Here is a 13,620-nt window from a genome sequence, read left to right as displayed (position 1 = left end):
GCGAAACAGGTGCAAGATTTTGAGAGAATCGTCGTTCAAAACCTTGCGTCTTCATCGGCCCGCGTCCTGTAGGGGCGAAGCATTCGGGCAATAACCTATCGGTGAAAACGTAGATTTTCTATCCGAATGCTTCGCCCGTACTTATTCAGCAAACCCTAAGTCTCAATTCTTTCGTTGGTCTTAAGATTTCTCCCACACCCCGTATCGCTTTCAATCTGCTTGTCACCCCGTTAGCCATGGTTGCCACGATAGTCCGATATTTGCTCGAATTGTTCTAGAAGGAGCATTTTTCTAGAGGAGCCTTTACTTACTCTCTAGTTTACTCCTTCTCTTTTGTGTCAGTCCGCGGTTAAGCTTCGCTGGTGCGACGAATACCTTCGTCGAGAATGAAGAACTGAGGGTTAAGAGAAGCCAACGGCTCTCGCAGTTTTTCGATTTCGGCAGCGGGAGCGTGAACTTCTAGGCGAATAATCTTGGCGATTTTGAGAACTTCGTCTAGCAGTTCCCCGACGTTTTGTAGGTGGGCAAGAACTGCGGAGGCATCGACGTAACCCTCGCGGCAATGAGCAATATTGCCGCTAAAGGAGAAAGCATAATGGATACAGCCCTCTTCGGTGCGGGTTCTCTCAATGAACTTGGGGCCTAGTTCCTTAAAGGCAGCAATTTTTCCTTCTTGTACTTCAAAGTAGGGTACTAGAGTACAGCAAGTATCGATTTTGAACATTAGATTCTCCTTTTAGGTGGTGCGGAGGGGTATCCCGCGTTTGTGGTCTCTTCTGTCAGACGCTTCACGAATTGGAAGCAAGTTTGGGGATCGATTTAGTCACTGACGTTTGGTAGCCCGGGTTTCCATTCAGACGCTTCACGAATTGGAAGCAAGTTGATGAGGTTCTGACCTAATTCTATCGAGAAGCAAACTAGGTATAACTAGGGTTTACGGCAAAAAGCTTTTCGGTGGTGGCAGGGTGTGGGGTGTGGGGTTTTATCGATTTTCAGGGAAAAAGTGCCTAAATTTTCCCCCCGATCCCCGCAATGGCTGGCACTTTTTGAGGGGAAAAAAGTCCAAAAGTCTTATCCAACAAGGTTTTTAGATTTATTCAGCAGACCCTAACTACTTAAGTAAAAAAACTTAATATAAATTGGGTTGGGGATAGGCCGAAACGCTGCTGCTATCCCAGCCAGTCAACCTGATTTTTTGGTGGAATTCATGGCAAAATCTTCTTAGCCTCAACTAACTTTAATCAAGCCCAACAATTTCCCCCTTACCGGCAATCACTTCGCCGATTTGGTAGGCATTAATCCCAGAGGATTGTAGTTGATTAATAGTCAATTGCGCCAGATCCGATGGGACAATGATCACAAAACCGATACCCATATTAAAAGTATTAAACATGGCTTCGGGATTAACCGATCCCATCTGGGCTAACCAGTGAAAAATCGGCAAAACCGGCCAACTTTCTCGGTAAATCTGCACGGAATGCCCTTTACCTAAGCAGCGGGGCAAATTTTCCGGGATGCCACCCCCGGTAATGTGGGCCATGGCGTGAATATCTAACCCAGAGCGCAGAAGTTCTAGCACAGGTTTGACATAAAGTCTAGTGGGAGTTAACAAAACTTCACCTAAGCTAGAGCCAGCCAAAATTTCGGGGCAATCTTGCCAATTTAAGCTCTGGGTGTCGATAATCTTGCGAACAAGACTAAAACCGTTACTGTGAACCCCACTACTGGCTAAACCGATAGCCACATCGCCGATTTGCACCTTACTGCCGTCGAGTAATTGACTTTTTTCGACAATACCGACGCAAAAACCCGCTAAATCGTACTCTCCTGCCGAATAAAACCCCGGCATCTCCGCCGTTTCCCCTCCCAAAAGAGTACAACCACTATCACGACAGGCCCTAGCGATTCCCGATACCACCGCTGCTAACTGTGACGCTTCCAGTTTACCGGTGGCGAGATAATCCAAGAAAAATAAAGGTTCAGCCCCGGAGGTTAAGACATCGTTGACGCACATGGCCACGAGGTCAATTCCCACCGTATCATGGCAATTGAGACTATGGGCAATTTTCAGCTTGGTTCCCACACCATCAGTTCCCGATACTAACACCGGTTGCCGATAACCGGAAGGTAACTGAAAATAGCCGCCAAAACCGCCTAAACCGCCGATAACTTCGGGACGGAAGGTACTTTCCACATTTTGGCGAATTTTCTCGACAAAAGCGCGTCCCGCTTCCACATCCACGCCCGCTTCTTTATAATCCATGCCCAATTGACCGATTGTATCTCTCAAATTTTACCCAGATTTCGGTCCCATGGGAATTATGAATTATGAATTATGAATTGGGAAGTGGGGAGGAAAGGGTGCGCGAGACGGCCAAAATTGCTGCTTTGACTCGAAGGTGACAATCCGTCGTAACGCAGCACCTATGATCGACTCATCGACTAAGTAGCTGGTTACAATTAAAGATAAAATACAAAGAACCAGAAGCCTGCGCCACTATCTAACAATTAATTGAGATTGCTTAATTAGGGTTTGCTGAAAAAGTACGGGCGAAGCATTCGGATAGAAAATCTACGGTTTCACCGATAGGTTATTACCCGAATGCTTCGCCCCTACAGGACGCAATCGCCGCTCAAGATGCCAGGTTTTGAAGCACGATTATCTCAAAATCTTGCACCTGTTTCGCAAGAAAAGCCACAAAACTCTTACCTTGCCTACATTTCACATTTATTCAGCAAGCCCTAATTAATTAGGAGTTTAGCAAAATGTCTAACGAAACGGTCACTTATTCCCTTGAGGCTGTCTTGACAAGGATTGAGGGGAAAATCGACTTTTTACAAAGAGATGTCAACGAGCGTTTAAACAAGCTAGAGATAGGACAATCAGAATTAAGAGGGGACATTAAAGCTTTAGATGAGCGACTAACCGCAGAAATTAAAGGGTTAACTGCAAGAGTCGCTGATCAGGAATTTACCAATCGGGGGATTCTGATAGCTTTGGTTGTTGCCATTTTAGGAGGAGCGGCCAAAATTTTTGGTTTTCTCCCCAATCCTTGACAGCGATCGCATAATGTTTGCAGAAATTAACGCCCAATTGAAACGGCTAAAAAATTAAACTACAAAGATCGAGTTTCTTTTCTGTCAATCTTCTTGGGGATATTTTTCCCAAAGATCTGTGATTTGGCGAAGACTTTGGAAGTTGCCATTACCGAGGATCAAATGATCTAGGAGAGGAATGGCTAGATAGGTGGCTCCCTGTAATAATTGTTCTGTGAGTAGAATATCGTCTTGACTAGGCGCAAGTGACCCAGTGGGGTGATTATGGGCGATAATTAACTTAGTAGCTGATTGTTTCACTACTTCTCGAAAGATTTCTCGCGGATGTACCAGGGTTTCTGTGGCTGTGCCGATAGTAATCACTTTGAGTGCGATTAACTGATTTTTGACATCGAGTAAAATAACGGCGAAACGTTCCTGAGACTGATACATTAGTTCGTGTCCAAGAATAGCGGCAGCGGTATCGGGACTATCGATGACCATTTTTTCCGTCGGTCGTCGTTGAAAAGCCCGTTTTCCCAATTCGATCGCCGCTAGAATAGTAGTGGCCTTAGCCGGTCCAATGCCATGAATAGCGGTTAATTCATGGGGGTGAATATCCCTCAAAACGTCCAAAGGCTCCCGGCGATATTTACTCAATTCGTTGAGAATATGCTGTCCTAAACCCACTGCCGAGAGTTTGCCTTTACCTTGACCTGTAGCTAGTAAAATCGCTAATAATTCGGCGTTACTGAGGTTTTTCGCCCCGACACTGATTAAACGTTCCCTTGGTCTTTCACTGACGGGAATATCGGCAATTCTTAAGCTGTAGGTCATGGAAGTGGCAAGCTACCGCGATAAAATTCCATCATAATCGCAATTTTAGCCAGTGCCTAGAGGGATTTGGCCCGTAAATCAAGGGGAAAAACTCTCCTTACCGATAGCGAATTCCCGCATCTTCGAGGCGCTGTAAAGCTTCCCCTAATCGCGGGATATCGGCGATTAAACTGACGCGCACATAACCTTCCCCTCCCTCTCCAAAAGCATTGCCCGGAGTGACCACGACACCAGTTTTTTGGAGGACGCTGAGGGCGAAATCCGTGGAAGTCATACCGACGCTACAGGGGACCCAGAGATACATTGTCGCCTTAGAGGGGGGAATATCCCAACCTAATTGCGCCAAACCTTTGATGAAAAAATCTCGTCGCTGCCGGTATCTTTCCTGTACTTGTTTGACGTATTCATCCGGCAGTTGTAGGGCGGTTTCGGCCGCCTTTTGGATGACGGAAAAGATACCATAATCGAGATTGGTTTTCAGGGTGCGTAACCCTTGAATAATATCGGAATTGCCCACGACAAAACCGACGCGCCACCCGGCCATATTATAGGTTTTCGAGAGGGTATGAAATTCCACACTAATCTCTTTTGCCCCCGGAATTTCTAATAAACTGGTGGGCTGATAACCATCAAAACTTAATTCAGCATAACAGAGATCATGGACGAGCATAATCTCATAGTGCTGGGCCCAGGCAACGATTTTCTCAAAAAATTCTCGGGGGGCAATGGCGGCGGTGGGGTTACTGGGATAGTTAAAATAGAGGATTTTCGCCTGTTTAGCCACATCTTCGGGGATAGAATCGATATCTATCAGCCAATCCTGTTCTGCTTTTAAAATGATCGGGTATAGCGTCGCCCCAGCAATCAAGGGACCGCGAAAATGGGCGGGATAGGCGGGACTGGGAACTAAGACCACATCGCCGGGGTTAACATAAGCCAAAGCCAGGTGGGATAGGCCCTCTTTGGAACCTAGCAGCGGTAAAGCTTCGTTATCGGGATTGAGTTCCACAGCATAACAGCGATCATACCATTTAGCGATCGCTTCTCGGAAACTGGCGGTTCCTTCAAAGGGTGGATAACCGTGAAATTGGGGGGTTTCAAAAGCTTGAATGGCCGCTTCGATAACTGGACGCGGGGCAGCACCGTCCGGGTTGCCCATACCTAAATCGATTAAATCTAGTCCTTCTTTGCGGGCTAAGGCTTTTAATTCATCCAAGCGGGCGAAAACGTAGGGGGGTAAGGCACTTAATCGCTTGGCGCGGCTATTCGTCCAATCTACACTCATTACTTCTTGGCTTACTGATCGAGGTGATCTAACATTATGACACGAGTGTATGGCTAATTTAGCAGTCAGTTATTAAGCTGACTTCTTTGTGCCTCAATATTGCTAGAATTGCCTGACATCGGAGATGGAGAGCCAAACTAAGGTAATCTGATTAATAGAGGCTGAAAATTACTGATTAGCCCCAGCATTACCCCCATTCTTCGCCATTATCGGCCGGTAAGTCCTGACTCCTCACTCCTCAATTCTTTTGTAAAATATGACTGCGATCGCTGTTCAGATAACTTCTATTTTACCCCCCGACACGACAGTTATCACCTGGCAACAAGTGCCAAAAGAGGAACAAGAAAGATTATCAAGGGCAATTAGGGGCAAAAGTCCTGAAATTATAGTTTATCCCGCTAATACAACCGCTTTATCCTCTCTGGTGCGTTTTACCAACGAAAATCGTCTGTCTTTACTGGCCTACGGTCAAGGCAGTAAATTAGATTGGGGTGGGTTAGTCGAGTCGCCCGATATTTTAGTTAGTACCCAAAATCTCAACCGGATTATTGACCATGCTAGGGGAGATTTAACTATAACCGTGCAAGCTGGGCTTAAACTAGCGGATTTACAGGTTTTTTTAGCTCCTAGCGGTCAATTTCTTCCTCTTGATCCCAGTTACGCCGATAATGCCACGATTGGCGGTATTATAGCCACAGCCGACGCGGGAACATGGCGGCAAAGATACGGTGGTGTCCGGGATCTGATCCTAGGATTCTCCTTTATCCGTCACGATGGCGAGATTGCTAAAGCTGGAGGGCGTGTGGTCAAGAATGTGGCGGGATACGACATGATGAAGCTATTTACGGGTTCCTACGGCACTTTAGGGATTATCGATCAGATTACCCTACGACTGTATCCCGAAACTGCTAACTCAGAAACCCTGATAATCACTGGAAATAGCGAAAATATTAGCAAATTGAGTCAAGTTATTCGGCAATCGGCCTTAACTCCCACCGTGGCTGAATGTTTAAACCCAGGGATGACGCAAGCACTAGGATTAGGGGAAAAAGTCGCTTTACTGCTGCGTTTTCAAAGCATTCCCGAAAGTATTAGCGAACAATCGCAACAGGTGAGTTATTTAGGGCAACAGTTAGATTGTCAGACTAATTATTATCGGGATGAGGAAGAAGTTTCTCTAGGGCAAAGATACCGAAAAACAATCGATAATTATGACCAAGAGGGCATTTTTTTCGGCAAAATAGGATTATTACCTAGCAATTTAGCTCTAGTGATCGACCAAATTAACGGACTAGCCTCGATTAATATTAGTAGTGGGGTGGGTAAAGTTATCTTAAAATCGGAGGAAAATCTTGACAAAATTCGCTCTTTATGCAGTGCCAATCAGGGTTATTTAACGGTGTTAACTGCGCCGCCATCGCTAAAAGAAAAAATTGAACCTTGGGGCTATACAGGTAACGCAATTACCATGATGAAAACCCTAAAAACTAAATTCGATCCTCACGGTATTTTTAGTCCTGAACGCTTTCTTAACAAAATCTAATTAAAAATCATGCAAACCTCCGAACATTCCGTTAACTTTCAAGAATTAATCGACCAAAAAAATCAAGGATTTGACCCCAAGAATCCCCCTGCCCAAGAATTAATCGATAGTTGTGTTCACTGTGGTTTTTGTCTATCTACCTGTCCCAGTTATCGAGTGATTGGCAAAGAAATGGACTCCCCCCGGGGCAGAATTTATCTGATGAATGCCATTAACAAAGGGGAAGCAGTTTTAGACGAAACCACTAGCCAACATTTTGATACTTGTTTAGGTTGTTTAGCCTGTGTTAGTACCTGTCCATCGGGAGTACAATACGATCAATTAATCGCCGCAGTTCGTCCGCAAGTGGAACGCAATCAACCCCGCAGTTTTAAAGATAAAATTATTCGTTTTCTCATTTTTAATCTCTTTCCCTATCCCGTCCGTCTCAAATTATTTTTACCCTTCCTCTGGTTATATCAAACCCTGGGATTACAAACCCTAGTCAGGAAATCGGGTATCTTAAAAATGCTCTTTCCCCGTCTAGCGGCGATGGAATCAATTTTACCCAAAATTACCCTGTCCTCTTTGTTTAAAAACTATGCCGATGTTATTCCCTCCCAAACTGAAAAACGCTATCGAGTGGGAGTAGTTTTAGGTTGTGTGCAGCGCCTCTTTTTCTCGCCGGTAAATGAAGCAACAGTGCGGGTTTTAACTGCCAATGGTTGCGAAGTGGTTATCCCAAAAACCCAGGGTTGTTGTGCCGCTTTACCCGCACATCAAGGACAGGAAAAACAAGCACAAAGTTTAGCCAGACAAATGATCGATAGTTTCGCAGAAACCGAGGTTGATTATATTATTATCAATGCGGCGGGTTGTGGTCATACTCTCAAGGAATATCATCATATTTTAGCCGACGATCCTGAATATAAAGATAAGGCTAAGGAGTTTGTGGCTAAAGTACGCGATGCCCAAGAATTTTTAGCCGCAGTGGGGTTAACTGCTGATTTATCCCCGATTACCGAGACAGAATTAACCCTAGTTTATCAAGATGCCTGTCATCTTTTACACGGACAAAAAATCTCCGTGCAACCACGGCAATTATTGCAAAAAATCCCCAATATTAACTTAAAAGAACCTATCGATGCGGCCTTGTGTTGTGGCAGTGCCGGAGTTTATAATATGCTACAGCCAGATACTGCCGATGAATTAGGTCAGCAGAAAGTACACAATTTATTAAATACTGGGGCTGCGGTGATTGCTTCCCCTAATCCGGGTTGTTCCCTACAAATTAAAAAACATCTACAATTACAGGGAAAAGATACACCCGTTATTCATCCCATCGAATTATTAGATTATGCGATTCGCGGGCTGAAAATTTCCTAAAATAGAAAACGGGTTTCTTCAAGAAACCCGTTTTCTATTAGATATAGATAGCCCAAGATTTTGCCCAGGCGAGAATTTCATCAACTCGATCGAGGGTTGAAGATTCACAGTAGAGACGCAAAACCGGTTCGGTGCCACTAAAGCGAATTAACAACCAACTGCCATCTTCTAAACGGAATTTATAACCGTCCATAGTATTACAATCAGTCACTTGTTTACCGGCAATTTCCCTTAAGGGTTCCTTATCCAAAGCAGTAATTAACTGATCGCGAGCTTCCATATTAGCTAAGGGTAAATCAATGCGATCATACTTAGAATGAAACCCGGTTTTATCCTGTAATTGCGCGTAAAGATCGCTTAAATCTTGGCCCGATTCTACCACCGCTTCCAAAACGTATAAAGCTGATAATAAAGCATCCCGTTCGGGAATGTGAGTACCATAACCGACACCTCCCGACTCTTCCCCACCAATTAACACAGGAGTGGTCAACATTCGATCGGCGATATACTTATAACCGATCGGGGTTTCAAAGACCGATAAACCGTATAAACTGGCTAATTTGGGGATTAAATCGGAACCGCTCACCGTTTTGACAATTTCCCCTCTCATTCCCTTTTTGCCGGCTAAATGCTCGATTAAAATCGGGATGAGATTTTGGGTGCTTAAAAAATTCCCCCGACCATCGATCGCCGCTACTCGATCGCTATCCCCATCGAAGACCAAACCTACTCGCAAAGGGGCTAAATTTGCGCTGTGAGCCAGTTTATCGATGATTTCCCTCAAATTTCTCGGTAAAGGTTCTGGAGAGCCGCCACCGAACAAAGGATCGCGATTGCCGCGTAATTCCGTGATCCCCACCCCCAAAAGACGCTCTAAACCGGTAGCCGCCGCACCGTGCATGACATCGGAATAAACTTTTAGTTGTCCCGATTCGATCGCGTTGGCAATAGCGGCAATATTAACTTTTTGGCGTAAACCCTGACAATAACCTGACCATGGCTCAAAAGTGCTTAATTTACCAGCAGCTGCGTTAAATTGCGGCGGATTAGACAATAAAGCTTCAATTTGTTGGGTAATTTCCGGCGAGACAGAACCACCAAAATAACCTTTAACCTTCAAACCGAGATATTTGGCTGGGTTATGACTGGCGGTTAACACGATCGCACCGAGAGCATTTTCTGAGCGAGCTGCCCAACTAAAAGCGGGAGTCGGAGCGTAGGATTGGGAGAGAAGCACATCAAAACCGGCTTTTTGAAGCGATTCCGCCGCAGTTTGAGCAAAATCCTCCGCCATAAACCGCCGATCATAGCCGACGATCATCGTCCGCGAACCTGTGATCTGACCATAATTATCCGCTAAAACCTGAGCCGCCAAGGGAGCGAGCAGAGCGACTCGATCGAAAGTAAAATCGGCGGCGATAATCCCGCGCCAGCCATCGGTTCCAAATTTAATCGGGTTCACGGTGGTCATGATTTACGAACTACCCCTAAAATATCCATTTTCCCAATACTGTAACCCGCTCCGTAACCTCTGGAAACTCATTTTTCTCGATCATCGGTTTTTGCCGCCGAATCGAGCGCGCCGACTTCACTGGCTAATAATTTTTCCATTAACATTTGTAACTTCATCCGTTCTATATAGGGCCATCCCCCGGTTTCCTCGATATCCCGGAGTAATCCGTATAAGTCCTTACGGGTATTGGGTAAAGATGGCTCGAACATCTGCTCGCGAATTTGCCGATGTAAATTTTCTAAAGTTCGCAGCAACATTAACAAACCGTTACAATCTCCCTGCTGTTCTTGGGCGATCGCTGTCACCGTCGTTACAAGGGAATCTAGTTGGCTATCTAATTGGCTGTTATCTCCCGGCAATCGGCTATTCATGTTCCTATTTGAAAACAGTCACACCAATCATATCAGTCATCAGCTATCAGTTACTGAGAGCCTCCCCCCCTTGCCCCTTGCCTGTTGCCTCTTGCCCCTTGCCTCTTGCCTCCTGTCTCCCATCTTCTCAATGGTCACTGATCTTTGATAAACTGAGTTTCGGTGAATTGGCCCGACCGATTCGATAATTCATCAGGCTATGGATCAAGGGTAGTAATTGTAAAGATTGACAAAGAGAGGTTGACATAGATGAGATTTCGTGCCTTGTTAGTTGCCTTTTTAGCCTTGTGCTTAGGGGTATTGACAGCTTGTAGCGACGCGCCTAGTGCCGTCCTGAATAGAAACGAGCTAACCTATGATGAAATTTTAAACACGGGATTAGCTAACAAATGTCCCCAGATTTCCGAGTTCACCCGGGGTACTCTCCCCTTAGAACGCGGCGAAAGTTATGTGGTGACAGATTTATGCTTGGAACCCCAAGAATATTTTGTCAAGGGTGAACCCGTTAATAAGCGGGAAGCAGCCACCTTTATCCCGGGTAAACTCCTAACCAGAGATACCACCAGTTTAGAACAGATGACAGCGAGTTTAAGCGTAGGCGAAGACGGTGTTTTAACCCTCAAGGAAGAAGACGGTATCGATTTCCAACCCGTTACCGTACAATTACCCGGAGGTGAAAGAGTTCCCCTCTTCTTTACCATTAAAGGTTTCACTGGCAAAACCGAAGCCGGCTTTAACTCGATTAACAGTTCCACCGATTTTGAAGGCGACTTTAAAGTTCCCTCCTATCGTGGCGCTGGTTTCTTAGATCCCAAAGGTCGGGGTGTGGTAACGGGTTATGATAACGCTGTTGCTTTACCCGCTAGTGCTGATAGTCAAGATTTCCAGCGCGCTAACGTCAAAGCGACGGAACTGGGTAAAGGTACTATGTCTTTACAGGTAACTAAAGTTGACGCTTCTACCGGCGAGTTTGCTGGTGTTTTTGAAAGTGAGCAGCCTTCCGACACCGATTTAGGCGCAAAAGATGCTGAAGAAGTGAAAATTCGCGGCATTTTCTATGGTCGTCTCGAAGCTCGTGCCTAATTAATAAATTCAGAATTTCTGGAAATTAAGGCGAATTTCTCCCTGGAGAAGTTCGCTTTTTTTCGGCTCTCTTGGGGTTATTGAGCGGTTACAATAAAGGCAGACCTCGCCCTGGAGGAAGAGTTGCTAATGCCCAAGAAAACGAACAAGCAAACGGAAGCCAAAAGTTACAACCATGGCGAGGAACATCCCCAGCATCCCGATATTGGCACAGAACCCCACTTCAAGAAGAAAAAACCCCCTGTCACCTATCGTTATGATTCCTTCTTGTCCCCGGAGTTAAACTGGGATGAAAACCCCGCACGAGAACAAGCTGAGGCCTTAATTGAGCAAATTCTCGCAGCAGAAGATTTAGAAACCGCCAAAATAGCAGCGCATCAACTCAAGGCAATCGGTGAACCGTTTTTAAATTGGACAGGAAAGGCCGAAAGATTATTTTTTGAAGTGCCGACTTTACCCTTATTTGTCCATGAACGTTTATCCACTAGGGCAATTATTGAAACCCTGAAATCCCACAAGGTGGAAAAAGGGGAACAATTGAATCTATTTGAACTATTTAATGACCCTAAATGGTCAATTACTGACCAGATTCTCCGAGCTTATGAGTACCACGATAAATGGGTAAACCGGATGATTCTCGGTGACTCCTTGGTGACGATGAACTCCCTACTGCAATACGAGGGGATGGGGGGTAAGGTGCAGATGATTTATATTGACCCTCCCTACGGGGTAAAATTTGGTTCTAATTTTCAACCTTTTGTCAGAAAACGCGACGTTAAACACAACGATGACGATGATTTCACCCGCGAACCGGAGATGGTGCAAGCTTATCGAGATACTTGGGAATTAGGGTTACATTCCTATCTGAGTTATTTACGCAATCGTTTGTTATTGGCCCGGGAGTTGTTGACTGATAGCGGTAGTGTTTTTCTGCAGATTTCCGATGAGAATGTTGATCATGTTCGGGAATTGATGGATGAGGTTTTTGGGGGGGAGAATGAAGTTTCAACAATAGTTTGGAAAAAGGGAACACCGAATAGTAAAACGATTAGAAACGCTTTTAATTATTTATTATGGTACTCTAAAAATATAAATCAAGTAAAAGCTAACAAACTATTCTATCAAAGAACTGGAATAGAAGGAACGACAGAAGATTCGAAAAAATTAGCTTTATGGGGTGAATTTTTAAATGGAGAAATTAGAACTTTAACTACTGAAGAAAAAAGAAGTATTTTAACAACAAAAGATAAATGTAAAGTTTTTAGAGTTGATAAAATTATTGAGAGTGTAAATGATCCAGAAAGACGATTTGAACTAGAGTTTGAAGGTGAAAAATTTACTCCTAAACTTGGATATGTATGGCGTCGTAAAAAAGCACAGATTGAATATCTTAGAGAAATAAATAGAATTATTAAAACTAAAGAAGGTTTTGGTTATAAGTTTTATGTTGATGATTACCCTATTGTAGAAATTACTAATTTTTGGGATGATACAGCAGGTAATATTACTGATATGCTTTATGTAGTTCAAACATCAACAAAAGTAGCGGTTGAACCTTCAGAAGATCATTACAAAGAATGGCGACGGGCTGATACTTTAAAAATCGGTGATATTGTTTATTTTGGCAGGGAACAAATACCCTGTGAAATTAAAGATTTAGAATCGGAAATAACGACGAAAACAGTCTATGATTTAGAGATTGAAACCGTCCACTCTTTTATTACTGAAGTTTGTACCGTTCATAATTGTGGAAGTGGGACAACCGCTTACGTTGCCGAACAATGGGGGAGAAGATGGATAACCTGTGATGTCAGTAGAGTACCCTTAGCCTTAGCCAGACAGAGACTATTAACCGCCACTTTTCCTTGGTATCAACTGAAAGATAATAACTCACCGACGGGGGGTTTTATCTACAAGAGAAAACAGAACAGTAAAGGGGAAGAAATTGGGGGAATTGTCCCACACATCACCCTGAAAAGTATCGCTAACAATGAACCGCCAGAATCGGAAATCTTAGTTGACCGTCCCGAAGTAGATAAGAGTATTGTGCGGGTGTGTAGTCCCTTCACCATCGAGGGAACCATACCGCCTCCGGTGGAGATGGAAGACGAACCGGAAAGCGCAGCGGTGGTAATCGACAATAGCGGTTCTTATGAAGAACGGATGTTGGAAATTCTGCGGAAATCTCCCGTGTTGCGTCTGTCTGGGAACCGCACCATCACCCTGAACAACGTGCGACAGCCGACAAGAACCCAGAATCTATCGGCCGAAGCAATGGTCAAAGCTAGTGATTTAGAAGGTGCTACCTTGGGGGAGGTGGTAGATGAGGCCCTAGAAGCAAACCTGAATCAGCTTCCCCTCTCCCAGAAACCGGTGGCGTTTCTATTCGGACCGGAGAACGGAGCGATCGCAGAACAGCCCGTTTACAGAGCGGCTGGGGAGGCCTATCATCGGAAATTTTGGGTCTGAAACCCCGCCGTAGAACGGCGGCTTTACGTTAGAATTAAAAGGCCAGTCTCGAAAACCAAGTGGACGGCGCAGCACCTTGAAAACTCGGCTTAGGGGGTTCCGACCAGAAAAGCTTGGC

11 protein-coding genes are annotated in these 13,620 nt (G+C 44.8%); 5 read left to right on the top strand and 6 right to left on the bottom strand.

The window, feature by feature from the left end:
• Nucleotides 1-349 precede the first annotated feature (349 nt).
• Nucleotides 350-724, bottom strand: a complete 375-nt coding sequence (locus tag IM500_RS10810) for a putative quinol monooxygenase (RefSeq protein WP_052276468.1) — start codon at nt 722-724, stop codon at nt 350-352.
• Between the two features lie 513 nt (nt 725-1,237).
• The gene (gene purM, locus IM500_RS10805; protein WP_190718261.1) at nt 1,238-2,263 is read right to left on the bottom strand and encodes a phosphoribosylformylglycinamidine cyclo-ligase; all 1,026 of its coding nucleotides are present in this window, start codon (nt 2,261-2,263) and stop codon (nt 1,238-1,240) included.
• 503 nt (nt 2,264-2,766) lie between these two features.
• On the opposite strand from purM, the gene IM500_RS10800 reads away from it, so the two are divergent.
• Nucleotides 2,767-3,057: a DUF4164 family protein gene (locus IM500_RS10800; RefSeq protein ID WP_072927055.1), complete on the top strand. Its 291-nt coding sequence runs from the start codon at nt 2,767-2,769 to the stop codon at nt 3,055-3,057.
• A gap of 84 nt (nt 3,058-3,141) precedes the next feature.
• Here the strand turns inward: IM500_RS10800 and radC are convergent, their stop codons facing one another.
• Both radC and IM500_RS10790 read right to left on the bottom strand, forming a co-directional pair.
• The gene (radC, locus tag IM500_RS10795) at nt 3,142-3,873 is read right to left on the bottom strand and encodes a RadC family protein (protein ID WP_004162729.1); all 732 of its coding nucleotides are present in this window, start codon (nt 3,871-3,873) and stop codon (nt 3,142-3,144) included.
• Between the two features lie 97 nt (nt 3,874-3,970).
• A complete protein-coding gene (locus IM500_RS10790; RefSeq protein ID WP_190718242.1) occupies nt 3,971-5,158 on the bottom strand; it encodes an aspartate aminotransferase in 1,188 nt (395 codons plus the stop codon).
• A 256-nt stretch (nt 5,159-5,414) separates the two neighbouring features.
• Here IM500_RS10790 and IM500_RS10785 point away from each other — a divergent pair, with 256 nt between their 5' ends.
• On the top strand, nt 5,415-6,701 hold the full coding sequence (locus tag IM500_RS10785) for an FAD-binding oxidoreductase (RefSeq protein WP_190718245.1): 1,287 nt from the start codon (nt 5,415-5,417) through the stop codon (nt 6,699-6,701).
• A gap of 9 nt (nt 6,702-6,710) precedes the next feature.
• Nucleotides 6,711-8,066: a (Fe-S)-binding protein gene (locus IM500_RS10780; RefSeq protein WP_287738368.1), complete on the top strand. Its 1,356-nt coding sequence runs from the start codon at nt 6,711-6,713 to the stop codon at nt 8,064-8,066.
• Between the two features lie 37 nt (nt 8,067-8,103).
• On the opposite strand, the gene IM500_RS10775 is transcribed toward IM500_RS10780, so the two are convergent.
• Nucleotides 8,104-9,537 carry a phosphoglucomutase/phosphomannomutase family protein gene (locus IM500_RS10775; protein WP_190718247.1) on the bottom strand — a complete coding sequence of 478 codons (1,434 nt, stop codon included), beginning with the start codon at nt 9,535-9,537 and terminating at the stop codon, nt 8,104-8,106.
• 68 nt (nt 9,538-9,605) lie between these two features.
• Nucleotides 9,606-9,950 (bottom strand): hypothetical protein, encoded by a 345-nt coding sequence (locus IM500_RS10770; RefSeq protein ID WP_002761033.1) that lies wholly within the window; start codon nt 9,948-9,950, stop codon nt 9,606-9,608.
• A gap of 249 nt (nt 9,951-10,199) precedes the next feature.
• Between IM500_RS10770 and IM500_RS10765 the strand changes: the two genes are divergently transcribed.
• On the top strand, nt 10,200-11,033 hold the full coding sequence (locus IM500_RS10765) for a photosystem II manganese-stabilizing polypeptide (protein WP_190718250.1): 834 nt from the start codon (nt 10,200-10,202) through the stop codon (nt 11,031-11,033).
• A gap of 129 nt (nt 11,034-11,162) precedes the next feature.
• The gene (locus IM500_RS10760; RefSeq protein ID WP_287738365.1) at nt 11,163-13,502 is read left to right on the top strand and encodes a DNA methyltransferase; all 2,340 of its coding nucleotides are present in this window, start codon (nt 11,163-11,165) and stop codon (nt 13,500-13,502) included.
• Nucleotides 13,503-13,620: the final 118 nt, after the last annotated feature.

The sequence above is a fragment of the Microcystis sp. M179S2 genome, from assembly GCF_020245805.1.
In the GTDB taxonomy this organism is placed as follows: domain Bacteria; phylum Cyanobacteriota; class Cyanobacteriia; order Cyanobacteriales; family Microcystaceae; genus Microcystis; species Microcystis aeruginosa.
Note: the sequence above shows the minus strand (reverse complement) of the source record. Positions and strands in the feature narration are given on the sequence as shown.

Bases quoted from the DNA above. Each gene is read 5' to 3' on its own strand.
- IM500_RS10810 (WP_052276468.1), bottom strand. From the start codon at position 724: ATGTTCAAAATCGATACTTGCTGTACTCTAGTACCCTACTTTGAAGTA.
- purM (WP_190718261.1), bottom strand. From the start codon at position 2,263: ATGGATTATAAAGAAGCGGGCGTGGATGTGGAAGCGGGACGCGCTTTT.
- IM500_RS10800 (WP_072927055.1), top strand. From the start codon at position 2,767: ATGTCTAACGAAACGGTCACTTATTCCCTTGAGGCTGTCTTGACAAGG.
- radC (WP_004162729.1), bottom strand. From the start codon at position 3,873: ATGACCTACAGCTTAAGAATTGCCGATATTCCCGTCAGTGAAAGACCA.
- IM500_RS10790 (WP_190718242.1), bottom strand. From the start codon at position 5,158: ATGAGTGTAGATTGGACGAATAGCCGCGCCAAGCGATTAAGTGCCTTA.
- IM500_RS10785 (WP_190718245.1), top strand. From the start codon at position 5,415: ATGACTGCGATCGCTGTTCAGATAACTTCTATTTTACCCCCCGACACG.
- IM500_RS10780 (WP_287738368.1), top strand. From the start codon at position 6,711: ATGCAAACCTCCGAACATTCCGTTAACTTTCAAGAATTAATCGACCAA.
- IM500_RS10775 (WP_190718247.1), bottom strand. From the start codon at position 9,537: ATGACCACCGTGAACCCGATTAAATTTGGAACCGATGGCTGGCGCGGG.
- IM500_RS10770 (WP_002761033.1), bottom strand. From the start codon at position 9,950: ATGAATAGCCGATTGCCGGGAGATAACAGCCAATTAGATAGCCAACTA.
- IM500_RS10765 (WP_190718250.1), top strand. From the start codon at position 10,200: ATGAGATTTCGTGCCTTGTTAGTTGCCTTTTTAGCCTTGTGCTTAGGG.
- IM500_RS10760 (WP_287738365.1), top strand. From the start codon at position 11,163: ATGCCCAAGAAAACGAACAAGCAAACGGAAGCCAAAAGTTACAACCAT.